The following is a 22018-nucleotide window of genomic DNA, read 5'->3' as shown; positions in this document are numbered from 1 at the left end:
GGCTCCGACCGCGCCGCAGCGGCCGGAGCCCTCGTCCCGGCCGGAGCCGGGTTACTCGCAGACGGTCCGGACCGTGCCCGCAGCGACGGTACGGCCGCCCTCGCGGACGGCGAAGCCGAGGCCGGGCTCCAGCGGCACGGGCTGGCCGAGCGTCACCGTCACTTCGACGGTGTCACCCGGCCGCGCCACCGAGGTGCCCTCGCCCAGCTCGACGTCACCGACCACGTCGCCCGTCCGCAGGTAGAACTGCGGGCGGTAGCCGCTCGTGATCGGCGTGCGGCGGCCGCCCTCCGCCGTCGACAGCAGGTGCACCCGCGCGGTGAAGCGGGTGTGCACCGAGGCACTGCCGACCGCGACGACGACCTGCCCGCGCCGGATCTGACCGCGCTGCACGCCGCGCAGCAGCAGCGCGACGTTGTCGCCCGCCTCCGCGCACTCCATCGTCCGGCCGAAGGTCTCGACGCCGGTGACGACGGACTGCAGGTCCGAGCCGTAGCCGAGGACCTCCACCCGGTCGCCCATCCGGACCCGGCCGCGCTCGACCGCGCCGGTCACGACCGTGCCGCGACCGGTGATGGTCAGCACGTTCTCGACCGGCAGCAGGAACGGCGCGTCCGTGTACCGAACGGGAGTCGGGACGTACTCGTCCACCGCGTCCAGCAGCTCCAGCAGGGCCGCCGACCACTGCGGGTCGCCCTCCAGCGCCCGCAGTCCGGACACCTGTACGACGGGCAGCCCGCCGCCGTCGTAGCCGTGGGTGGTCAGCAGCTCGCGGACCTCCAACTCGACCAGTTCGAGCAGCTCCGGGTCGCCGGCGTCGGCCTTGTTGAGCGCGACGACAACGTGCTCGACGCCGACCTGACGGGCCAGCAGCACGTGCTCGGCGGTCTGCGGCATCACGCCGTCCTGCGCGGAGACGACCAGGATCGCGCCGTCCAGCTGGGCGGCGCCGGTGATCATGTTCTTCACGAAGTCGGCGTGCCCGGGCATGTCCACGTGGGCGTAGTGGCGGGTCTCCGTCTCGTACTCGACGTGGGAGATGTTGATGGTGATGCCGCGCGCGGCCTCCTCCGGGGCCCGGTCGATCCGGTCGAACGGGACGAAGGTGCCGCCGCCGCGCTCGGCGAGAACCTTGGTGATGGCGGCGGTGAGAGTGGTCTTGCCGTGGTCGACGTGACCCATGGTGCCGATGTTGAGGTGCGGCTTGGTGCGCACGAAGGCCTGCTTGGCCATGACGGGATCTTCCCTGCGAGTCGTAAGCATGGTGACGGAACCTCAGCGACGGGCCGACCTTCCCCGTCCGAGGCTCCGGGACATCCCGGGGAAGGTCAGCTTCGTGCGCCGTCGAATGCGGCTGCGACTGCCAGGGCAGCAGCCATCGCGCCCGCGACTGCGGGCATCTCGGCGATGGCGTACTTGGACATGCGGACCATCCTGCCCGCGCGGCGGGCCCGGACGCCATCGGTTTTCCGTGCGCCTGCGGTGCGTTGAGCCCGAGGGGCCGCTGTTCTGTATGTGCAGGAACTGTCAGGGCCGGAGCAGACCCCAGTAGGCGGCCCACGGTACGAACACCGCCCCGGCGGTCAGCAGCAGGCCGAGCCGAGCCCGCTCCAGCCGTGACAGTACGGGCCGCGTACGCCGCCACGCGACCACGGTGCACACGGTCGCCACGACCGTGACGACCGCCAGGCACTGCAGGACGAGCCAGGGCACCGGTCGGCCGAGGAACACCGGTCCGATCAGGTTGGCCGCCGTCAGCACGGTGAAGAGGAGGTAGCCGAGCGTTCCCACCGAGGCCGCCAGCCCGGCTGCCGCGAGCCGGCGGGCCGACCGGCCCAGCGGGGCGGGGTGCCGGTGGCCGCGCAGCCTGCGCACCGCACCGACCAGCGGGTATCCGGCGAAGCCGGCCAACATGACCAGGACGGCCACGAGTTGGAGCCAGGGCGACTCGTACCAGCTCAGCGGGGCGAGCGCCTGGCTCTGCCGGTCCTGCTGCGGAGCCGGGTCCACGCTGACCGGTGGCAGGCTGCCGCTTTGGCTCAGCCGCTGGATCCAGGAGACTTCGTAGTCCGCGTAGTCGGCCGGCAGCGCCGAGGGCCGGTCGAAGCCGCCGTCGGCGGTCAGGTTCAGGTTGTGGCGGACCCCTGGGACGAAGTGGATCGTGTAGTGGGTGTTGCCGCCCCGGTCCAGCGCCTGCCGGATGATCCGGGAGCTCTCTGCGGGTGCGGCCTCGCGGTCGAGGTCACCCCAGAGGGCCAGGACCGGCTGGTGCACGTGCTCCCAGGCGGGCACCGGGTCGTAGTCGGCCTCCGGGAACAGCCCCGCGCCGACCAGCTGCCGGGACGCGGTGTCCTGCAGGGTGCTCGGCAGGGAACCGGACACCTGGTGGTGACCGAGGAACTCCCCGTAGGCCCAGGCCTGTTGGCGGGCCGGAGTGAGCCCCACCGCACCGGCGGTGATCAGGAACGCCACGTCGGCCGAGCGACCGGCGGCGAGCGAGGCCGGCCACGCTCCTTCGGACAGGCCCCAGAGCCCGACCTCTCCCCGGTCGACGTCCGGCCGCGCCTGAAGCACGTGCAGGGCGGCGAGAGCGTCGTCGGCGAGCACCGAGTAGTCCCGGTGGACCGTCGAGTAGCCGACCGTCCGTTTGTCGTAGATCAGGGTGACCACGCCGTGCCGGGCGTACGCCTCCGCAGCACTCCTGAGCTCCGTCCGCCCGCCGGGCCCCGCCCCGGGCAGCATGACCAGACCCGGGTGACGCCCGGTGCTGCCCGGCCCGCCGGCCCCCTGTGACGCCGGTGCCACCACCGTCCCGTGCAACTCGACGCCACCGACCCCCATGAACGAGACCTCGGTGACCGCCGGGTCTGCGGAGCCGGCCGCTGCGGTACCTGCGGGCAGCAGAGCCAGCGCGACGCACGACAGCAGCAGCGGAAGCAGCCCGAGACGGTAGGCGGTGACGGACCTCGCCATGACGGACCTCGCCATGACGGATCTCGCCACTACGGCCATCGCTATGACGGCCCTCGCCGCAGCGGCGAGCGACCGGGCCCAACTCCGTTGGCTGTCACCGATTCTCATCACGCGCATGCCGGCCGTCCCCGAGGTGTGGGCCGCCTCTGGCGGCCGTCGATTCCGTCCCATCAGCCTGGCCCACCGGAACCTGACGGCCCATGAGGAGCACCCCCATCCACGGGGTGGGGGTAGCACCCCTGAACCGGGTTGGCGTCGCAGCCTGAACTGGGCGCGGCCGACCGCATCTGATCCCCCGGCCGGGCCGGCCCTGCGAGGGTCGGCCCGGCCGGGGGTCAGCCGGCGGGCTCCGCGAAGGGCGGCGACCAGTACCAGATCCGGATCACCGACCAGGACTGCCTGACCTACGACGAGGACGCCAAGGCCCTCGGCGTCTGGACCTGCAACAACGCCTGGAACCAGCAGTGGAAGCTCCAGTAGCAGCCGGCTGCGACGCCAACGACCTGCTGGCGATGCTGTGGACCTGGCAGCACGCAGACATCGGTGCCACCCCGGGCTTCCAGGGGGACCTCCCCCGGGCACTGGGTGCGATCCCGGCCCGAACGCTGAGCCTGCCCTCCCGACGAGACCTCTACTTCCCGCCGGAGGACGAAGTCTGGGCCTGCCAGTACATCCCCGACGGCACGGTCCGGACCATCCCCGGGATCTGGGGACACCTCGCAGGCGGCGGGGTGGATGCTGAGGCGGCAGCCTTCATCGGCATGGCCGTCCGGGAGTTGCTCGCGACTTCCCCGGCGGACCTGTAGTGCCGCCGGGTGCGATCTCCGCAGGAGCGGGATGAGTTCGAGGGTCGTCGGACCGGTCAGCGGTAGCCGGCGTTGGTGCCCAGCTCGGAGTTCGTGTCCTTCGTGGTGGTGGCTCCGGTGCGCTGTGCGGCGGGTGACGTGCCGCCCGAGCGCAGTGTGAGCAGGGTGATCTCGCTCGGTGCGAAGACCCGGAAGGGCGGCCCCCAGAAGCCGGTGCCACGGCTGGTGTAGAGCTGGGTCCGCTCCCCGTGCCGGCTCAGGCCGTGCACCACCGGCTGGTCCAACCGGACGAGGAAGTTGAACGGCCAGATCTGGCCGCCGTGGGTGTGCCCCGATATCTGCAGGTCGATGCCGGCGGCAGCGGCCTGGGGAACGTACTTGGGCTGGTGGGCGACGAGCAGGACCGGTCGGGCCGGGTCCGCCCCCGCCAGCGCGCCGTGCAGGTTCGCGCGGTGCCCGGCCAGGCCGGAGGACTCGGCGGTCACGTCGTCCACGCCTGCGAGCACGAGGGCGTCCCCACCACGCTCCACCACGACATGCTGGTTGTGCAGTGGCTCCCAGCCCAGGTCCGCCATGCGGTCCAGCCAGCCCTGGGCCTCCCCGCCGTACTCGTGGTTCCCCGTGACGTAGACCTTGGCCAGCCGGGACCGGATCGTTCCGAGCGGCGCGGACTGCTCCCGGCGCTGGGCGGGGGTGCCGTCGGCGATGTCGCCGGCGTGGACGACGACGTCCGCGTCGAGCGCGTTGACCGCCTCGGCAACGCGCGCCGACCAGTCCGCCCGGTCGATCGGCCCGTAGTGGGTGTCGGCCAGCACCACGACTCGGGTCCCGTCCAGGCCACCGCCCAGCCGCGCGATGTGGACGTCCAGCCGCTTCACCCGGGGCACGCGCATCGCCTCGTAGTGCCCCCAGGCCAGCAGCCCGGCCGAGACCACGGCGACGGCCAGGGCGACGATCCTGGCCCGGTCGGCGCCGCCGGCGTCGAGCCCGGTCAGCACGAGGTCCACCAAGCCGCCCAGCACCGACCAGGTGAAGAGCACCCAGACCATCCCGAGGGAGGTGTCCGCGACGCGAGCGGCCCGGTCGCTCCGTCGTGGCCCGTGGCCCGCGACCATCAGGAAAGGAAAGGAGACCAGCCAGCCGGCGAAGACGACCGTGCCGACCAGGAAGACCGGGAACGGCCAGTCGACGCCGGAGGCGAACAGCGTCCACCACGGCGGGAGGCACAGAATCACCAGGACCAGGACGGCCACTGCCAGCCGCCGGCGCATGGATCGCCGAGGCCTCGCGCTCCTGCCCGGGGTCTCCGCGCGCGGCACGGGTACCTCCCCGGCCTCGGAACGCGTGACGGCAACGAAGGTCTCGGACCCCCGACCGTTCGACTTAAGGTCCGACTCCGACCCGATGGATCCGCTGTCTGTCACTGCGCCGCCCCTCACGTCCGTTGACCCCATCATCCGGCACACGTTGGCCGTTGGAATCGTCCGGGTCTCGTTGCCCCCTCAGGTGGCCAGGGACCGCTTCGACGCCCGGCCCCACGTCCGCCCGCCCTGGGGTCGGGCGTCGACGTACCCGCGCCTGAAGAGCACTGGGGTTCGTCGGGCCCGGCGGCCGTCCGACCAGACTGGAGCCGGTCCGACGCCCGCGCAGGGACGGCGTGGTCGCGCCGATGCGGTCCGGCCACCTCGATGCCGCAACCCTCGGCAAGGAGAGTTGAACCTTCGAACGGAGGCGCTACTGTACGAGCTCACTGATCCGTAGCCCGGGGGGAGCTCGTTCATCGTGCGACGTGCACGCATTTCCATGGTGGTGACCGCAGCGGTGGTGGCCGCAGTGGCGGTGGGTTCCCAGCCCGCTGCTGCGATCCCGGCCGGCCTGACGGCCCAACTTCCCATCCACGGCTACCAGGAGATGGTCCTGGACGAAGCCCATGGGCATCTCATCATCCTCGACCAGGCCCAACTCCTGGTCACCGACCTGAGAGGGAAGAAGCTCGCCTCAGTCGCTGAGCCCTACCCGACCCACCTGGCGCTTTCGCCGGACTCCGGGACGGTCTACGTCTCGGTCCTGGGAGACAACGGGCAGTCCAGCACCATCAAGGCCTTCGACACCGGCACCTTCGCTCTCAAGAAGACCTACGACCTCTACGACGGGAACACCGTCCCGGCCGAACTGGCCGTCACCGGCGGCCAACTCTTCTTCAGCTACAGAAACATTCGCTCAGGCCCGCCCGGGCATTCGTCGACCGGGGTTGGCAGTTTCGACCTCGCCGACCCCGCGCCCGTCCCGCGCATGGCGAAGCACTGGGTCCAACTGGACGTCGCCCCGCACATCGCCGCCTCGCCGGCCGCCCCCGGGGTGCTCCTGGTCGGGCAGGCGCAGGTCGCCGATTACCGCCGCAGCGTCGAACTGGACCGGTACGTGGTCGGGCCCGGTGTGTTCACCCGGACCGCGGCGCTGCCGGCCGACAAGGCGCCGCTCTCGGACTTCGGCTTCAGCGCCGACGGCGGCCAGGTCGTCGCGGCCACCCCATGGCCGGACCGCTACGGCGGCGACCTCGTCCTGAAGTCGAGCGATCTGTCCACCGTCGGGAACTTCGACCACAGTTGGACGGGTGGTGGCGAGCACCTCGCCACCGGGCCCGGCCTGGTGGCGGAGTCGAACCCTGACGGCGAGGTCGACGTCTACACCCTCGGCGCCTTCGGCGACGTCCTGCCGCTCCACCGTTACCTGTACGGCGTGGACGCCTCGATGGGACACGGCATCGCCTTCAGCCATGACGGCAGCAGGCTCTACGCGATCACCCACGACGTGGACCGAGACACCTACGCGCTGCATGTGGAGGAGAACCCCGGCCTGCCGCAGGTGTACGTCTTCCTGGACAGCCGGCTGCCCGTCCCGCTCGGTCAGCCGTTCGCCATGACCGGGCAGGCGAAGAGCGCGAAGCCGCTGCCGACGAGCGTGACCGTCCGCATCACCCGCGACGGTAAGCCGCTGACGGATGTTCAGGTCGGCGCCGACGGACGCTACTCCTTCACCGACCAGCCCTCCGCCACCGGCAAGCACGTCTACCGCGCGAGCTACGCCGGCGACGCGGGGCATGTGGGCTCGGAGGCGGAGATCGCGGTAACGGTGACGGACGCCCCCGCCGGCTCCGGCAGCCCGTCGAGCGGTACCACGTCCACCACGACGAACGCCGGAACCTCCGCAGCTGCGGACACAACGTTCGAGAGCGCGCCCGGCCAGGAGCTGGCGGCCACCGGTGGCGGGGGCGAGGCGGGCATGCTGGCGGGCGCCGGCGCGGCGCTGGTCGCAGTCGGCGGTGCGGTGCTGCTCCTGCTGCGTCGACGGCCGGTCGGGCGCTGACCTGAGGCGCGGCCCATGGCCCCGGCCCGAGGTGCTGAGATGAGACCCCCGGCATGACGGATCGTCATGTCGGGGGTGGGCTCGGGCCGGCCGGTCTTGATGCCGTGCTCGCGCAGCGGGCCCAGTCGCAGGCCCGCCTCGTGGCAGGTGTCGATCAGCCGGGGCAGGGCGCCCAGGGCCGAGCGCCAGGCCAGCGGCGCGGAGGTGCAGTCGGATTCGTGCAGCAGGATGGTGCCGCCGTCGGCCAGTCGGCCAGTCGGCCGGTAACGGTGCGGTGCACCGAGTCCGCCGTGGCGCGGGCCGTCCAGTCCTCACCCCAGGTGGTCCAGGGCACGGGCGTGAGGCCGACCCGGCGGGCGGCGCCCGGGGCGGTGGCCGTCATCACGTTCATCTGCCCTGGCGGGCTGGTGCGGAGGATATGAGATTCGAAGTCGTGAGGGGTTGCCCCCAACACGCTTTCCAATTCTGCTGGGCGTTGTCCGGCGGGGTCCGCAGGCGTCCTGATGTGCGGCGCAGACGCCTCCTGGGCGCCCTCTGAACCCCGTTGGACGGGGGTGAATGAGAGCAAAACCGAGACTCTTACGACCGCTGCACGTCAACCGGTGGCGGGCACCGAGATCTTGTCGATGTCGGGGGCCCAACCGCCGTACTCGTTGCCGAAGGTGATCGTGTTGTAGCCCGCGTTCAGCGTCAGTTCCACGGTCGCTGTCTGGGTCGAGTTCCAGTTGCCGTTCCCGTGGAACGAGACCTTCTGCAGGTTCTCGCCGTTGGTCCAGATCGAGGCGTAGCGATCCCCGTCCCCGTTCACGTACTGGACGGTGACCGGGTAGGTGCCGGCGTTCTGGGCATAGACACCGTTGATGTAGAGCTTGTTCGTTCCCCCGATCCAGCTCACCTTCTCGCCGCCCGAGCAGACCGAGCAGGCCGAGAAGACCGCGCCGGAATTGTTGATCCAGCGGCCCGACACGATCGAGTGGGCGGGGTCCTCGGCCTCGTAGCTCTGGGCACCCGCGGTGGGGTTGATCAGCGCGGTGTACCAGGAGGCCGGCGCGCTGGGCGCGGTGACCCGGTACACCGCGGTGCCGTGGGCCGGGACCTGGGTGGTGATGCCGGCGGCGCTGCTCTGGACGACGGTGCCGGTGTACTGGTCGGTCCAGGTTCCTGTGCCGGGGATGCCCACCGCAGCCAGGGAGGTGCTCAGGGTCTGCGTGCTGTCCGAGCCGTTGTAGAGCGCGAGCGCGACGTCACCGTTGCTGAGCGGCTTCGCGAGGACGAGCGACCCCGAGGAGTTGATCAATCGGCTCCCGCCGATGACCCTCGCCTGGAGGCCCAGGGCGTCCTGGTCGATCGCGATGAGTCGCGGGTTCTTCAGCAGTGCCAGCGAAGTCGCGTTCACGCTGCTCGGGTTGGCGCTCGCGATCAGGGGCGCGGCCATCATCGCCCACATGGCGAAGTGGCTCTGCTCCTCGGTCGTGCTGAGCCCGCCGTTGCCGACCTCCAGCATGTCCGCATCATTGAACGAGCCCGGCTTGGCCCGCCAAGCCAGCGTGGCGTTCTCGCTGACGATGTTGGCGATGCCGTTGGGCCAGCTCTGGCCCCACCACTGGTTCCCGATGTCCTCGGTGCTGCGCACCTGGTCGGAGACGTCGCCCCAGTCCCGTGTGACGCCCGCGCCCGTATTGCTGCCGCTGTTCGGGTTGATGCTGAAGACGATCGGTCGGCCGGTGGCTTCCAGCGCGTTGCGCATCTTGGCGAAGTCGGCGACCTGGGCGGACAGCGACGAGGCACTCTCGCAGTAGTCGTACTTGAGGTAGTCGACGCCCCAGGACGCGAAGGTGTTGGCGTCGTTGACTTCGTGCCCGGCGCTACCGGAGTATCCCGCGCAGGTCTTGGCACCCGGTGACTCGTAGATGCCGAACTTGAAGCCCCGCGCGTGCAGGTAGTCGCCGAGGGCCTTCATGTCGGGGTAGTTGGAGTTGCCGGTCAGCTTGCCGTTCGCGTCACGGGCCATCCAGCAGTCGTCGACGTTGACGTACCGGTATCCGGCGTCCCGCATGCCGTTCGCGACCAGGCTGTCTGCGACCGACTCGATCAGTGACTGGGTCGCGCCGCACCCGTAGGTGTTCCAGGCGTTCCAACCCATGGGCGGAACCTGGAGCAGCGGTCTCGGGGTGGCAGCGACCGCGGCCGGGACCACGCTGACCCCTGCCACCAGAACCCCCGCCGCCACGGCTGCCCGCCGCAGTCGCCAAGACCGATTCGTCCTTGCCGCCATCCGCTTCCCCAATCCCTGAAATCAGCCCACTGAACCTCCCGGACCGCTGGCACGCCTACCGCCTGGACGACGGCCACCGACTGCCCCGGCCCGCCGTCGGGCCCTGACGCACCGGCAGAAGCTCCATGGCGAAGAAGAACTGAGGTACCAGCAACTACCAGAAGTGAACATTGATCGCCATAACTCGACGATATCGAACACGGTGGGTGACATCGAACGGCTTTGTTCGCCCCTGTGTCAAGACTTTGATCAAAAACAGGTGCCCGAGATCTCGTCGCCACCTCCGGGAACGCCCTGGACGGCTCCCGAGGCCGACGAGAGATCGTGAGCGCCGATGGCCCTCGCTTGGAAATCGACGTGGCCATCCGCGTGCACCTCGTCCTCGGTCTCAGTGCGCACCGCTTGGAGAAGCCGGACCCCGAGCACCTGGAGCGCTTCTACCGGGAAGATGCAGGCCGCCGGAGGCGCCGCCAGTACTGCGCACCAGGCCCACCGCACCATCCGTGTCGCCCTCGACGAGGCTGTGCGGCGCGACCATCCGGCTGTCCGGGGGCAGCCGCAGACGTCTTGACCTGCGGCGGAGCGGTTCTGTGATCGGCCTCTGAACGGCGCTGGACCAGGGTGAATGCAACCAGAACTGCAACCATGTCGAGCGGCAGTCCGGACCATGGGCCATATTCCTACTTCTTTGATAATCTGGCTCCATGACTGAGATGCCCTACAGCATCGGAGAGGGGCCGGCCACCAGGGTCAGCCTCTCCCTGCCCGAAGGTACGGCCGAGGCCATCCGCCAACGAGTGGGCAAGCGCGAGTTCTCCGCGTTCATCACCGCAGCCGTCGAGCGGGAGCTGCGCGGTCAGATCCTGGACGAGTACCTGGCCGACTATGAACGTCGCAAGGGGCCGATCTCGGCGACGGAGCAGGATCGGGCCCGTCAGGTCTTTGACGAGGTGTTCGCCGAGGAGGGCGGATGGCCCGTCGCAAGCTGAGTCACGAGGGCACACTGGTGCTCGACTCCGAGGGTCTGTCCAAGCTGCTGGGCGACCACGAGCCTGCCGTCGCGCTGGTCGCGGAGGCCCGGAAGCGGGGCATGGAGGTGGTGATCAGTGCTCTGACCATCATCGAAGCCGTGCACAGCCGTACCGACCAGGCCGGGCTCCGATGGATTCTCTCCGGTCTGCGGATTGTGCAGGTGGGTGACGAGGAGGCTCGAGCGGCCAGCGCGATGTTGATCGCCGCTGGGCTTCATGGCCACAAGTACGCGATCGACGCGGCAGTAGCCGAGATGGCGCTGCGACAGCAGCGACCGGTCGTCCTGCTGACATCCGACATCGACGACATGACCAAGCTCTGCGGTGATCGCGTTCGGCTCGTGGCTGTCTGACACCAGCCTCGGCTTGCTGGCTTGATGAATATAGCGGCTGAGGCGGCTGGAGGAGCTTCCGGCGATGGCCTGGCGGAGCCAGCAGGACGGTGCGACCATCCACTGATCGTTCCCGGTCCACGATGATGGCCGGACCCGGACCGGACAGGGGAGTTGGACGTGCCCAGCATCGAACTGAGCCTCAGCTACGACATCGCGGCGACGCCCGCCGCTGTGCTTGCCCATCTGGCGGACCCCGAGAACTACATCGGGCTCTCCCCGCTGCTCGTGGGATCAGGCGGTGTGCGGTGTGAAGGCGACGGTGGAGGTGTCGCCATCCAGGGCGATGTTCAGTGATGCGTCCAGTGCCTTGGCGAGGCGGGCCAGCAGCGGCAGCGTGGGGACGGTTCCGCCGAGCTCGAGTTTCGAGATCTGGGGCTGGGTCATGTTGGCCCGCTTGGCGAGTTCCGTCTGGGAGATGCCCAGCGCTGTCCGGCGGTCGTAGACCGCCTGCCCGAGGTCGAAGGCCATGCGGATCTCTGCGCGCATGGCTTCGACCTCGGGCGGCTCGTTCTGGCCTTCGGTGATCGCGCGCTCGCGGGCGAGCTTCCAGCGAGTGTGGCTCATCGGGCTTCTCCCTTCCTGATAGTGCGGATGAACTCGTCGTGCGCGGTGTGGCGTTCGGTCGCTTTCCAACTGTTCGTCCGGCTGTCCGGGAGCAGCCGAAAGCGTCCTGACCCGCGGTGGAGCGGCTGGCTTGCCCGGCTTCGGACAGTGCCGGACGGAGGTGAATGCAACCAGAACTGCAACCACAGTGCGCCGTGTTCTGCCGTCTCACGGGCGCGTCGTCACAGGATCAGGGCCCTCTTCCGGTCATGGACTGGACCGAGCATGATTCATTTGCCCGACTCCGGCCCGTACCACTGGAGGGCCTGTCCGGTGACGTTCGCGATGCACTCGAAGTCGCGGTCCCGGTGCAGGAGGGTCAGGCCCTGCAGTTCGGCTGTGGCGGCGACGATCAGGTCGACGGCTCCGGCGCTGCGATGCTGGCCTCGTCTGGTCAGCAACTGCTGGACCTGCCAGGCGCGATCGTAGGCTCGGTCATCGACCGGTACCCAACCGAACAGCAGCCGCATGTCCTCGATCCCCTGAGCGCGGTCGGCGGCTGTCCGCGCGCTGTAGAAGAACTCAAGTTCGGTGATGGGGCAGGTTGCGATCAGGCCAGCTGCTGCGGCCTGGTCCCAGCCGTACTGCTCGGCGTCGCCGCGCATGAATCGCGCGAGCGCGCTGGTGTCGATCAGGAACTGTGCCGCGTTCACCGACGGTAGTTCCTCTTGTCGTCGAAGATCTCAAGGTCGAAGGCCCCGGCATCGGCCGCAGCGCGCAGCCGTGTGAGGGCGAGCGCTCGCCGTCTGTTCTCCAGCACCTCGCGAAGGGCGGTGTTGACCGTCTCCTTCTTGGTGCTGGTGCCCAGAGCCTGCGCCACGTCGGCGAGCAACTCGTCGTCCAGGTCGATCACGGTCCGGCTCATGCGGTACACCTCCTGATATCAACTCGCGTTGTAAGTATATCCCTCTCTGCATCACGGGAGGAAGGCACCGGTGAATGTCGTCGGCGGAGGGCAAGGAGGTGGAGGGTGCTGTGCGCTGGTATGGGAGGGCTTCGGCAGTTAGGGAGAGTGGACGTTTCCCGGTGAACTGCGGGCGCAAGGCGGGTTCCGACTGGTGGGGCGCGCGGGGCGGGGCTGGACCTGGGGCGGGAGACCCCGACGAAGGCGCTGCCTGAGTCCCAAGACCCCAACTGAGACCACGACGCGACCAAGGCCATCTCGTCGGCTCCGAGCGTTCGCCCGCCGCGACCCGGAGGTCGACCTCGCTCCTGGGCCGCGTTCGGCGCGACTTCACCGGACCGCCCCGAGCGGTCAGCGCACTGCCGCGTCGAACAGGCCGGCGCGGGCGGCGAGCAGGGCGGCGGCCGCCGCGCGGTGGGCAGCCCGTTCGTCGAGGGGCTCGCCGGTGATGAAGAGGCGGTGGTAGAGCGGTGCGGTGGTGGCTCGGACCAGCTCCACCGGGTCGACGCCGAAGGGGAGTTGGCCCCGTCCAATCGCGCGGGTCACGACTTCGGCGGCCTGCTGATGCCGGGCCGCGAAGAAGGCGCCGAGTGCCGCCGCCCCGAGGTCGGAGCGGAGGGCCGCGCCGATAAGAGCGGTCGGGGTGGTGCGCAGGTCGCGGTCGGTGAAGGTGATGTACACCTCGCGAGCCAGCAGTTCGACGTCGTCGTCCACGTTTCCGGTGTCGGGGATCGGCCAGGGTTGATCGGCGGAGAGGGCGAGTGCGCCGGCGATCAGGCCGTCGACGCCGCCCCAGCGCCGGTACGCGGTGGCTTTGTGGACGCCGGCGCGGTGGCAGATCGCCTCGACCGTGAGTTGGTCGTACCCCTTCTCCGTCAGCTCGGCGAGGGTCGCGGTGACCATGTCGGCCCTGACTCGGGCACTTCGGCCGCCGGGCCTGGTGCCTGCCGTCGCGGCCTGCGTGGCCTCCAGGTTCTCAGGCAAAGTCGACTCCAGTCGCATTAGGGCTTGCGCGCGGGTAGCTGGTGCCGCCAGGATACTAAGGCGACCAGCGTCGCGTTAGACGTTATGATGCAGGAAGGACCCCCTCATGACCGCGTCGATACCGAACCCCGAAGCCCTGCACCCGCTCCCTGGCCACGACCGGGTGGTCCTGCTCCGCCCGCTGGTCGCCGACCCGCGGATCGAGGTCGGCGAGTACACGTACTACGACGACCCCGACGGCGCGACGGACTTCGAACGCCGCAACGTACTCTACGGCTACGGTCCCGAGCGGCTGGTGATCGGCAAATACTGCGCGATCGCCGCCGGCACGCGCTTCCTGATGGCGGGCGCCGCCCACCCTGCCATGGGCGTCTCCACCTTCCCGTTCACCATGTTCGGCGGCAGTTGGACCGAACGGACCCTCGACCTGGTCACCGGCATGCCCAGTCGGGGCGACACCGTGCTCGGCAACGACGTCTGGATCGGTTACCAGGCGCTGATCATGCCGGGCGTGCGGATCGGCGACGGTGCGGTCGTCGCGGCCGGCGCGGTGGTCACCGCCGATGTCGAGCCGTACGCCGTGGTCGGCGGCAACCCCGCCCGCCCGATCCGTCGCCGCTACGAGGACGCCGACATCCAGCGGCTGCTCCGAGCGGCGTGGTGGGACTGGCCGGTCGGCCTGGTCACCGAGCACCTGCGCACCATCATGGCGGGCACGCCCGCCGAGATCGAACGGATCGCGAAGGAGGTCGCCGCGTGACGGAACTGGGTCACCGTGTGACGGCGGAGCAGCGGATCGACGGGCTCGCCGTCCTCGATCACGGCGGCGACGGGCCTGACGTGCTGCTCCTCCACGGCGCGAACCGCACGGCGCTCGACTGGGGGCCGGTCCTGCCGCACCTGCCCGGCCTGCGGTTGGTCGCCATGGACCTGCGCGGACACGGACGCTCGGCGCTGGCGTCGTCGTACACATGGGACGACCATCTGGGCGACGTGGACGCCGTGATCCACGGGCTGGGCCTGCGCAGGCCCTGGCTGGTCGGACACTCGCTGGGCGGCATGATCGCCGTGCGGTACGCGGCGTCGCGGGAGTGTGCTGGCGTGGTGGACCTCGACGGCTTCGGCGGCGGGATGCCCGCGTCGTACCCCGGGTTGACGCCCCAGCAGGTGGGGGAGCGCCGAGCAGAGCAGATCGCTCTCTTCGCCAGCGCCCCGGCCGTCACGGATCCGGGGCAACTGGAGGCGCGGGCACGGGCGACGGCCGAGCGCTTCGGGTGGGACGCGGAGCGCGAGGTGGCGCGTGTGAGGCGCTCCGCAGGGCGTCCGCTTCCTGGCGAGCTGCCCGCGCTGATGGCCCCGTTGGATGGCTACGACCTGTTCGCGGAGGTGCGCGGCCTCCGCGTGCCGGTGCTGCTGGTCGCAGGCGAGCGGATGCCGGACCTCGGACATCTCCCGCAGCACATCAGAGAGTTGAACGAGGCGCTGGTGCTCGGGATCGGAGCGGAGCTCGCGGCGCTGCCGGATCGCGTCGGAGTGGCCCGACTGAAGTCGGCCGGACACATGGTCCATCTCGACGCGCCGGTCCGGGTCGCTGTGCTGATCCGGGAGTTCGTGAAGCAGTCCGGCCGTGAACGAGACCGAAGCTGAGCTGAGGCCAAGACGACGAAGGCCCGGGCCGCGCGACGCGGTCCGGGCCTTCTGTCGGCGGAGGATACGGGATTCGAACTCGTGAGGGGTTGCCCCCAACACGCTTTCCAACTGTTCGTCCGGCTGTCCGGCGGCGTCCGCAAGCGTCCTGACCTGCGGCGGAGTGGCCCGCCAGATGGGCTCCGAACGGTGCTGGACGGGGGTGAATGCAACCAGAACTGCAACCAGGACGTAGCTGGGATCGCCTTGTAGCCGTCGCGGTTGGGTGCCGTTCGGAATGGTCAGCCGGCGAAGCCCGGGACCACCAGGCCGGACTCGTACGCGATCACCACCGCGTGGGTCCGGTTCTGCGCGCCGAGCTTGGCCAGCACGTTTCCGACGTGGGTCTTGACCGTCTCCAGCCTCACCGTGAGGGACTCCGCGATCTCCGGATTGGAGAGGCCGGTGGCCATCAACCGCAGCACTTCCTCCTCCCGGCCGGTCAGGGCGGCCTGCGGCAGGGCCTCGGCGGAGCCCAGCGGGCGGGCGGCGACCATGCGGCCCAGTGCGGCCGGAAAGAGGACCGCTTCGCCCGCCGCCACCACCCGGACCGCTTCGGCGATCTGGCGGACCGGAAGCCGCTTGAGGACGAAGCCGCTGGCGCCCGCGCTGAGGGCGGCGGTGACGTAGCCGTCATTCTCGAAGGTGGTGATCACCACGACCTTCGGCGGGTCGGCCGCTTCGGCCAGCAGTTGGCGGGTGGCCTCGATCCCGTTGCGACGCGGCATCCGGACGTCCATCAGGACCACGTCCGGCCGCAGGCTCTGCGCCCGTTCGACCGCCTCGACGCCGTCGGCGGCCTCGCCGACCACCGTGATCCCCGGCTGCGCGGCGAGCAGCATGCGCAGGCCGCTGCGTGTCACCTCGTCGTCGTCCGCGATCAGGAGGGTGACGGCGGGGCCGGTGACGGCGAGCGGGGCCATGCCTTCGCCCGCGTCGGATCCACTCACGCCGAGACCCGTACCGGCAGCCGGACGGCCAGCCGCCAGTGCTGCGTCCCGTCCGGGCCGGCCTGGAACTCACCGTGCAGCAGCCGGACGCGCTCGGCCAGTCCGGGCAGACCGTGGCCGGAGGTCGGGAAGGCACCCGGGCCCGGGCCCGTCCGTGCTCCGGTCCGGTTGACCACGGTGAGATCCAGTCCGTCCGGCCCGGCCGCCACCCGGACCTCGATCGGGCCGCCCGCCCCGTGGCGCAGCGCGTTCGTCAGCCCCTCCTGGAGGATCCGGTACGCCGCCCGGGAGAGCGTCCCCTGCACCTGCGCCAGCTCGCCCGACAGGGCCGGTTCCACCACTGCCCCCGCGTGCCGCAGACGGTCCAGCAGCTCGGGGAGGTCGGCCAGGGTCCGGGTCGGCGCTGTTCCTGACTGTTCCTCGCGCAGCACTCCGAGTACGTAGTCCAGGTCCTCCAGCGCGGCCCGGGCCGACTCCTCGATGCTGCGCATGGCAGCCCGCGCCGCCGCCGGGTCGGCGGAAAGCACCTCGCCCGCCACCGCCGCCTGGATGGTGGCCGCCGTCAGCGTGTGCCCGATCGAGTCGTGCAACTCGTGAGCGATCCGGTTGCGTTCGGCCAGCAGCAGCTCCCGCTCGGCAGCCAGCGCGAGCCGCTCGGCCGCCGACGGGCCCAACAGCCGTGGCGCCGACCACCGCAGGGCCTTCGTCACGAGTACGCAGACGGCCACCGCCAGCAGGATGCACGCGGCCGCCATCACCCAGCTCCACCCGCCCGACACCCGGACCGATGTGCCGAACAGACTCGCCCGCGCCTCGCCACCGAGCCAGTTCCCCGGCAGGGAGAGGCCCATGATGAACAGCACCCCGCTCGCCAGCGCCCCCGTCCATCCGACAGCCACGTGCAGCACCAGCCAGATCGGGGTCCGCCAGCGGTCGAGGCCGAGTGAACCAGAGGTCCGGCGACCGGCCACCGGATTCGGCAGCGGCACCCGCAGCAGCCGGCGGGCGGACACGACCAGCGCCCGCCGTACGGGGCGCGCCAGTCCGACCACGCCGACCAGTACCGCCCAGACCAGCAGCACCAGGACGATCTGCACGCTCTCGGGAGCGGATCGCCACGACAGCGCCGGCAACAGGGCGAGAGGCAGCAGCGGAAGGCTCGCCAGCGCACCGCAGTAGGCGAACAGCACACCCGAATACGTGGAGCCGCGCAGCAGCGGCCGGATTCCCCTGATCATGGTCGCCAGTATCGCCGGGCAGCCCACCGGCAGCCTCCCCCGATCGGGGGAGCGATTTCTCCCGCCTTCCCGCGATGCGGTCAGAGGGCCCTGGAAACCAGGATCGTGCCCAGACCAAACGATTCCCCAGGAGTTGACTGATGCGTGCTCAGATCCGGCAGGGCCTTCGTTCCTCGACCAGGCAGCAGGGTGGCAGGCGGCGACGAGCCGTGTCGGCCGCCGCCGCGGTGGCCATCGGCGTCATGACGCTGGGCGCCCTCGCCCCGCCCGCCGCCTCCGCCTCTGATTCCGCAGCCGCCTCCGCTGCTGCCGCCGCCAGGCCGGACGCCGTCCAGCAGGCCCTGAACACGCTGGTGCGCGACGACGGGATGCCCGCCGCGCTGGCGAGCGTCCGGGACCGGAACGGCCGCACCCGCACCTACACCGCAGGAGTCGGCGACCTGACCACCGGCTCGAAGGTGCCCAGGGACGGCCAGGTACGGATCGGCAGCAACACCAAGGCGTTCACGGCGGTCGTGGTCCTGCAACTGGTCGGCGAAGGGAAGATCGGCCTGGACGCCTCCGTCGACACCTACCTGCCCGGCCTCGTCCGCGGAGAGGGGATCGACGGGCGGCGCATCACCGTCCGCCAGCTCCTCCAGCACACCAGCGGACTCCCCGACTACGGCATCCACCTCGACGACGACGAGATCAGGAACCGGTACTTCGAGCCCCGCGAGCTGCTCGACATCGCCCTCCGTTACAAGGCCGACGCGGCTCCGGGGGCGAAGTGGGGGTACAGCAACACCAACTACGTCCTGGCCGGCCTGATCGTCCAGAAGGTCACCGGCCGCCCCCTCGCCGAGGAGATGGACCGGCGCATCATCAAGCGGATCGGGCTGCGCCACACCTACTTCCCCGCCCCCGGCGAGACGACCATCCGAGAGCCGCACCCTCAGGGCTACCACCGCAACCCGGCGGACGGACCGCTGCGCGACTTCACGGAGCTGGACCCCTCCGCAGGCTGGGCCGCAGGCCAGTTGATCTCCACCAACTCCGACCTCAACAGCTTCTTCACCGCGCTCCTCGCCGGCCGCCTCCTCCCGGCGGCCCAGCTCGCCGAGATGCGCACGACCGTCCCCACTGGCCACCCCGGCCTCCGCTACGGGCTGGGGCTCACGAGCAGGCCGCTGTCCTGCGGCGGCGTCTACTGGGGCCACGGCGGCGACATCCCGGGGTACGAGACCCGGGGCGGTGTCACCGACGACGGCCGCGCCGCCAACGTCGCGGTCACCACCATCCCGACGGACGAGGCGGCCACGCAGCACGTGAAGGACGCCGTGGACAGGGCCCTGTGCGGCTGAGGCACGCCACCCCGCCCGGGCCCGGCTCGCCAGGGTCACGGTCGTCGACTTCGGAATCGCCAGCCACCTGGACGGCTGGCGCCCAGCCCTGACCACTGCCGGGAGTGTGATCGGCACACCTGCCTACATGGCGCCTGAGCAGGCCGGCGGCGACCGGACCGTCGGTGAGCCCGCCGACGTCTAGGCCCTCGGCTGCCTTCTCTACGCGCTCCTGACAGGGTGGCCGCCCTTCTTGGGCGACGCCGTCGCGGTGCTCCACCGGCACGTGACCGCGACCCCCGCTGCGCCAAGTGTGCTGCGCCCCGGCATTCCGGACGGGCTCGAGGTGCTGGAGCTGCTCGCCAAGGCGGCGGGTGAGCGTCCGCCGAGCGCGGAGGTCGTGGCCGCCCGCCTGCGCAGCCTGTCCCAACGACTGGCGGCGGCGCCGCCGACCCCATCGTGCTCGCCATCCGGGTGGCGACGGTACCGGCTGCCCGCCGTCAAGCGGGCGACGTCGGCACGACGCGATCTGCCCGGCCCGCCCGAGCCGTGGGGTCCGGCACGATGCTGACCGGCGCCAGCGCCGCCTCGGCCGGGGTCTTCGCCCTGGTCGGCACGCTGAGCGGACTGTCGATGCCGTGGCCGCTCGCGCTGACCGCAGCTCTCTTCGTCGTCCTGGCCATCGTGCTCACCCTCTTCACGCGCCCGCGCGCGGGCCGCGACGGGTCCGAGAAGTCAGACGAATCGGTGGTCGGCCCCGTCGTGGTCCTGCCCATCGGGATGCTCGCCTGCAAAACTGCAACCACACAACGACGAAGGACCCGGCCGCAGTGCGGTCGGGTCCTTCGTCTGCCCTGGCGGGCGGGTGCGGAGGATACGAGATTCGAACTCGTGAGGGGTTGCCCCCAACACGCTTTCCAAGCGTGCGCCCTAGGCCACTAGGCGAATCCTCCGTGGGAGAGCTTAGTACATGTTTGGGGGTGCTCGCGACCACCTATCTGCAGGTGGTCGCGGGTGGATGCCTAAGGATCGTCGAGGTGGGGCGGCGGTACGGGGTGGGGCCGGGATCGGGTAGTGTTGGGGGCAGCCCCTCGTGTGGCGTTATCTCTCTGAACTCCCCCAGGGCCGGAAGGCAGCAAGGGTAGGAGGGCTCTGGCGGGTGCACGGGGGGTCTTTGCGTTCCCAGGGAGGGCCGGGGGCGGCAGGGCGACGCGTTTGTCCGTGTGTCCCGATATCGTCGGTGGCGTGTCCCTAGCCCTGTACCGCCGCTATCGCCCCGAGACTTTCGCCGAGGTCATCGGGCAGGAGCACGTGACCGCTCCGCTCCAGCAGGCCCTGCGCAACAACAGGGTCAACCACGCCTACCTCTTCAGTGGCCCGCGCGGCTGCGGCAAGACGACGAGCGCCCGCATCCTGGCCCGGTGCCTCAACTGTGCCGAGGGCCCGACACCGACACCGTGCGGTGAGTGCCAGTCGTGCCGTGACCTGGCGACGGGCGGTCCCGGTTCGATCGACGTGATCGAGATCGACGCCGCCTCGCACGGTGGTGTGGACGACGCGCGTGAGCTGCGTGAGCGGGCGTTCTTCGCGCCCGTCCACAGCCGGTACAAGATCTTCATTCTGGACGAGGCGCACATGGTCACCTCGGCCGGCTTCAACGCGCTGCTGAAGGTGGTCGAGGAGCCGCCGGAGCACCTCAAGTTCATCTTCGCGACCACGGAGCCGGAGAAGGTGATCGGGACGATCCGCTCCCGTACGCACCACTACCCCTTCCGGCTGGTCCCGCCCGGCACCCTGCGCGACTACCTCGCGGACGTCTGCGGACGGGAGCAGATCCAGGTCGAGGACTCGGTGTTCCCGCTGGTGGTGCGCTCGGGCGCGGGTTCGGTACGTGACTCGATGTCGGTGATGGACCAGTTGCTCGCGGGCGCCGACGAGGGCGGCGTCACCTATCAGATGGCCACCTCGCTGCTCGGCTACACCGACTCGGCGCTGCTGGACGAGGTCGTGGACGCCTTCGCCGTACGCGATGGTGCGACGGTCTTCCAGGTCATCGACCGCGTGGTGGAGGGCGGGCACGATCCCCGGCGCTTCGTCACGGACCTGCTGGAGCGGCTGCGGGACCTGGTCATCCTGGCGACCGTTCCCGACGCGGGTGAGAAGGGCCTGATCGACGCTCCGGCGGACCGGGTCGCGATCATGCAGGCGCAGGCCGACGGCTTCGGCGCGGCCGAACTGAGCCGGGCCGCCGACATTGCCAACACCGGGCTGACGGAGATGCGCGGCAACGCCGCGCCCCGGCTGCAGCTGGAGCTGATCTGCGCCCGGGTGATGCTGCCCGGCGCGTACGACGACGAGCTGTCGCTGCTGGCCCGGGTGGACAAGCTGGAGCGGCGCGCGTCGGCGGGCGGCTTCGCGGCCCCGGTCGCCGCTGTCGGGGTTGCCGCCGCGCCGCCGATGACGGCTCCCGCGCCGGCTCCCGTCGCTGCCCCGGCTCCGGCGGCTCCGACGATTCAGGCAGCGCAGGCGCAGGCGCAGGCGCAGGCACCAGCGCAGGCGCAGCCGCCCGCGCCCGCTGCAGCCGCCGCGCCCGCGCCGGGCGCCTGGCCGATCCCGCGCAGCTTCCCGCCGGCCGGTGCCGCCGCGCCCCAGGCGCCCGCGCCCGTACCGGCTGCTCCGGTGCCCACTCCGGTCGCCGTCGTTCCGCAGTCGACGGCGGGGCAGCCGTCCGCGTCCGCGCAGCAGGGGGCGGGCCAGGTACGGCAGCACTGGCCGCAGATTCTGGAGGCGGTGAAGAACCGTCGGCGCTTCACCTGGATCCTGCTCAGCCAGAACGGGCAGGTCGCGGGGTTCGACGGCAGCACGCTCCAGGTCTCGTTCATCAACGCGGGTGCCCGCGACAGCTTCGTCAGCAGCAACAGCGACGACGTGCTGAAGCAGGCGCTGTCCGACGCGCTCGGCGTGGACTGGCGGGTCGAGTGCATCGTCGATCCTTCGGGTGGCGGAAGCACGGCCACGGCCACGCCGCCGTCGAGCGGGAGCGGTAGCGGTAGCGCGGGCGCAGGCGGCGGTTGGGGAGGCGGCGGCGGTGTCGCGCAGGCGCCCAGGTCGGCTCCGGCGTTCCAGCCCGAGCAGGTTGTTCCTGCCCCGGCGCCCGTCCCACAGGCGCAGACACAGGCACAGACACGGGTGCAGCCGCAGGCTCAGCAGCCGCAGCAACCGCAGCAACCGCCCGCGCAGCCTCAGCAACCCCAGCAGCCCGTCCAGTCTCAGCAGCCTCAGCAGTCGGTCGCCCCGCCGGCCCCGTCCGTCGCGGTCGCTCCCGAGGACGACTTCCCCGAGGACGCGGGAGTGGAGCTGAGCCCGCAGGAGGCCGCGTTCTCCGGTCAGGAGCTGATCGTGCGTGAGCTCGGCGCGACCGTACTCGAAGAAATCCACCACAACAGGTGATGCCCGACGGGGGAGTCGGAGCGGCTGAGTCGGAG

19 protein-coding genes, 1 tRNA gene, 1 other RNA gene and 1 pseudogene are annotated in these 22018 nt (G+C 70.7%); 11 read left to right on the top strand and 11 right to left on the bottom strand.

Annotated features, from left to right (window positions below; all coding sequences use genetic code 11):
- Window positions 1-51 precede the first annotated feature (51 nt).
- Together tuf and P3T29_RS09330 are read right to left on the bottom strand one after the other, a co-directional pair.
- Window positions 52-1233, bottom strand: a complete 1182-nt coding sequence (gene tuf / locus P3T29_RS09335; RefSeq protein WP_280715836.1) for an elongation factor Tu — start codon at window positions 1231-1233, stop codon at window positions 52-54.
- Between the two features lie 294 nt (window positions 1234-1527).
- Window positions 1528-2973: a prolyl oligopeptidase family serine peptidase gene (locus P3T29_RS09330; protein ID WP_280715835.1), complete on the bottom strand. Its 1446-nt coding sequence runs from the start codon at window positions 2971-2973 to the stop codon at window positions 1528-1530.
- A 464-nt stretch (window positions 2974-3437) separates the two neighbouring features.
- On the opposite strand from P3T29_RS09330, the gene P3T29_RS09325 reads away from it, so the two are divergent.
- Entirely contained in the window at window positions 3438-3779 is a 342-nt protein-coding gene (locus P3T29_RS09325; protein WP_280715834.1) for a hypothetical protein, read from the top strand.
- A 56-nt stretch (window positions 3780-3835) separates the two neighbouring features.
- Here P3T29_RS09325 and P3T29_RS09320 read toward each other — a convergent pair whose 3' ends face one another.
- Window positions 3836-5050: a metallophosphoesterase gene (locus P3T29_RS09320; protein WP_280715833.1), complete on the bottom strand. Its 1215-nt coding sequence runs from the start codon at window positions 5048-5050 to the stop codon at window positions 3836-3838.
- 511 nt (window positions 5051-5561) lie between these two features.
- Between P3T29_RS09320 and P3T29_RS09315 the strand changes: the two genes are divergently transcribed.
- Window positions 5562-7145, top strand: a complete 1584-nt coding sequence (locus P3T29_RS09315; RefSeq protein WP_280715832.1) for an Ig-like domain-containing protein — start codon at window positions 5562-5564, stop codon at window positions 7143-7145.
- A gap of 595 nt (window positions 7146-7740) precedes the next feature.
- Here P3T29_RS09315 and P3T29_RS09310 read toward each other — a convergent pair.
- Window positions 7741-9288 (bottom strand): alpha-galactosidase, encoded by a 1548-nt coding sequence (locus tag P3T29_RS09310; RefSeq protein ID WP_280715831.1) that lies wholly within the window; start codon window positions 9286-9288, stop codon window positions 7741-7743.
- 489 nt (window positions 9289-9777) lie between these two features.
- Here P3T29_RS09310 and P3T29_RS09305 point away from each other — a divergent pair.
- The 3 genes and pseudogenes from P3T29_RS09305 to P3T29_RS09295 form a co-directional block, all read left to right on the top strand.
- Window positions 9778-9958, top strand: a pseudogene (locus tag P3T29_RS09305) (site-specific integrase); the annotation flags it as partial.
- 166 nt (window positions 9959-10124) lie between these two features.
- Window positions 10125-10409, top strand: coding sequence for a hypothetical protein (locus tag P3T29_RS09300; RefSeq protein WP_280715830.1), 285 nt, complete (start codon window positions 10125-10127; stop codon window positions 10407-10409).
- Window positions 10391-10804, top strand: a complete 414-nt coding sequence (locus tag P3T29_RS09295; RefSeq protein WP_280715829.1) for a DNA-binding protein — start codon at window positions 10391-10393, stop codon at window positions 10802-10804. The genes P3T29_RS09300 and P3T29_RS09295 overlap by 19 nt, the downstream gene beginning before the upstream one ends.
- Before the next feature lie 273 nt (window positions 10805-11077).
- On the opposite strand, the gene P3T29_RS09290 is transcribed toward P3T29_RS09295, so the two are convergent.
- The 4 genes from P3T29_RS09290 to P3T29_RS09275 all read right to left on the bottom strand — a co-directional run bounded on the left by P3T29_RS09290 (window position 11078) and on the right by P3T29_RS09275 (window position 13337).
- Window positions 11078-11410, bottom strand: coding sequence for a helix-turn-helix transcriptional regulator (locus P3T29_RS09290; protein ID WP_280715828.1), 333 nt, complete (start codon window positions 11408-11410; stop codon window positions 11078-11080).
- A gap of 269 nt (window positions 11411-11679) precedes the next feature.
- The gene (locus tag P3T29_RS09285) at window positions 11680-12102 is read right to left on the bottom strand and encodes a PIN domain nuclease (protein WP_280715827.1); all 423 of its coding nucleotides are present in this window, start codon (window positions 12100-12102) and stop codon (window positions 11680-11682) included.
- Window positions 12099-12314: a type II toxin-antitoxin system VapB family antitoxin gene (locus P3T29_RS09280; protein ID WP_280715826.1), complete on the bottom strand. Its 216-nt coding sequence runs from the start codon at window positions 12312-12314 to the stop codon at window positions 12099-12101. Before P3T29_RS09280 ends, P3T29_RS09285 begins: the two co-directional genes overlap by 4 nt.
- 390 nt (window positions 12315-12704) lie before the next feature.
- Window positions 12705-13337, bottom strand: coding sequence for a TetR/AcrR family transcriptional regulator (locus P3T29_RS09275; protein ID WP_280715825.1), 633 nt, complete (start codon window positions 13335-13337; stop codon window positions 12705-12707).
- A 106-nt stretch (window positions 13338-13443) separates the two neighbouring features.
- Between P3T29_RS09275 and P3T29_RS09270 the strand changes: the two genes are divergently transcribed.
- Both P3T29_RS09270 and P3T29_RS09265 read left to right on the top strand, forming a co-directional pair.
- On the top strand, window positions 13444-14097 hold the full coding sequence (locus P3T29_RS09270; RefSeq protein WP_280715824.1) for a CatB-related O-acetyltransferase: 654 nt from the start codon (window positions 13444-13446) through the stop codon (window positions 14095-14097).
- Complete coding sequence (locus P3T29_RS09265; protein ID WP_280715823.1) at window positions 14094-14984, top strand: alpha/beta hydrolase; 891 nt, start codon at window positions 14094-14096, stop codon at window positions 14982-14984. The genes P3T29_RS09270 and P3T29_RS09265 overlap by 4 nt, the downstream gene beginning before the upstream one ends.
- Before the next feature lie 281 nt (window positions 14985-15265).
- Here the strand turns inward: P3T29_RS09265 and P3T29_RS09260 are convergent, their stop codons facing one another.
- Window positions 15266-15946 (bottom strand): response regulator transcription factor, encoded by a 681-nt coding sequence (locus P3T29_RS09260; RefSeq protein ID WP_280715927.1) that lies wholly within the window; start codon window positions 15944-15946, stop codon window positions 15266-15268.
- 23 nt (window positions 15947-15969) lie between these two features.
- Complete coding sequence (locus P3T29_RS09255) at window positions 15970-17211, bottom strand: histidine kinase (RefSeq protein WP_280715822.1); 1242 nt, start codon at window positions 17209-17211, stop codon at window positions 15970-15972.
- Between the two features lie 140 nt (window positions 17212-17351).
- Here P3T29_RS09255 and P3T29_RS09250 point away from each other — a divergent pair, with 140 nt between their 5' ends.
- Both P3T29_RS09250 and P3T29_RS09245 read left to right on the top strand, forming a co-directional pair.
- Window positions 17352-18554, top strand: a complete 1203-nt coding sequence (locus P3T29_RS09250) for a serine hydrolase domain-containing protein (RefSeq protein ID WP_280715821.1) — start codon at window positions 17352-17354, stop codon at window positions 18552-18554.
- 232 nt (window positions 18555-18786) lie between these two features.
- The gene (locus P3T29_RS09245) at window positions 18787-19104 is read left to right on the top strand and encodes a hypothetical protein (protein ID WP_280715820.1); all 318 of its coding nucleotides are present in this window, start codon (window positions 18787-18789) and stop codon (window positions 19102-19104) included.
- Window positions 19105-19401: 297 nt separating this feature from the next.
- Here P3T29_RS09245 and P3T29_RS09240 read toward each other — a convergent pair.
- Window positions 19402-19486, bottom strand: a tRNA-Ser gene (locus P3T29_RS09240).
- 132 nt (window positions 19487-19618) lie between these two features.
- Here P3T29_RS09240 and ffs point away from each other — a divergent pair.
- An RNA gene (gene ffs / locus P3T29_RS09235) (signal recognition particle sRNA small type) lies at window positions 19619-19709 on the top strand.
- Between the two features lie 69 nt (window positions 19710-19778).
- Window positions 19779-21983, top strand: a complete 2205-nt coding sequence (locus P3T29_RS09230; RefSeq protein ID WP_280715819.1) for a DNA polymerase III subunit gamma and tau — start codon at window positions 19779-19781, stop codon at window positions 21981-21983.
- The last annotated feature ends 35 nt before the right edge of the window (window positions 21984-22018 follow it).

The organism is Kitasatospora sp. MAP5-34, assembly GCF_029894335.1.
GTDB lineage: Bacteria > Actinomycetota > Actinomycetes > Streptomycetales > Streptomycetaceae > Kitasatospora.
The sequence above is the reverse complement of the archived record's forward strand: the minus strand, read 5'-3'. Positions and strand labels throughout refer to the sequence as shown.

Excerpts from the sequence above, each read along its gene's own strand:
- P3T29_RS09300 (WP_280715830.1), top strand. The coding sequence starts at position 10,125 with ATGACTGAGATGCCCTACAGCATCGGAGAGGGGCCGGCCACCAGGGTC.
- P3T29_RS09290 (WP_280715828.1), bottom strand. The coding sequence starts at position 11,410 with ATGAGCCACACTCGCTGGAAGCTCGCCCGCGAGCGCGCGATCACCGAA.
- P3T29_RS09255 (WP_280715822.1), bottom strand. The coding sequence starts at position 17,211 with ATGATCAGGGGAATCCGGCCGCTGCTGCGCGGCTCCACGTATTCGGGT.
- P3T29_RS09320 (WP_280715833.1), bottom strand. The coding sequence starts at position 5,050 with ATGCGCCGGCGGCTGGCAGTGGCCGTCCTGGTCCTGGTGATTCTGTGC.
- P3T29_RS09310 (WP_280715831.1), bottom strand. The coding sequence starts at position 9,288 with ATGGGTTGGAACGCCTGGAACACCTACGGGTGCGGCGCGACCCAGTCA.
- P3T29_RS09295 (WP_280715829.1), top strand. The coding sequence starts at position 10,391 with ATGGCCCGTCGCAAGCTGAGTCACGAGGGCACACTGGTGCTCGACTCC.
- tuf (WP_280715836.1), bottom strand. The coding sequence starts at position 1,233 with ATGGCCAAGCAGGCCTTCGTGCGCACCAAGCCGCACCTCAACATCGGC.
- P3T29_RS09330 (WP_280715835.1), bottom strand. The coding sequence starts at position 2,973 with ATGGCGAGGTCCGTCACCGCCTACCGTCTCGGGCTGCTTCCGCTGCTG.
- P3T29_RS09250 (WP_280715821.1), top strand. The coding sequence starts at position 17,352 with ATGCGTGCTCAGATCCGGCAGGGCCTTCGTTCCTCGACCAGGCAGCAG.
- P3T29_RS09280 (WP_280715826.1), bottom strand. The coding sequence starts at position 12,314 with ATGAGCCGGACCGTGATCGACCTGGACGACGAGTTGCTCGCCGACGTG.
- P3T29_RS09270 (WP_280715824.1), top strand. The coding sequence starts at position 13,444 with ATGACCGCGTCGATACCGAACCCCGAAGCCCTGCACCCGCTCCCTGGC.
- P3T29_RS09260 (WP_280715927.1), bottom strand. The coding sequence starts at position 15,946 with ATGGCCCCGCTCGCCGTCACCGGCCCCGCCGTCACCCTCCTGATCGCG.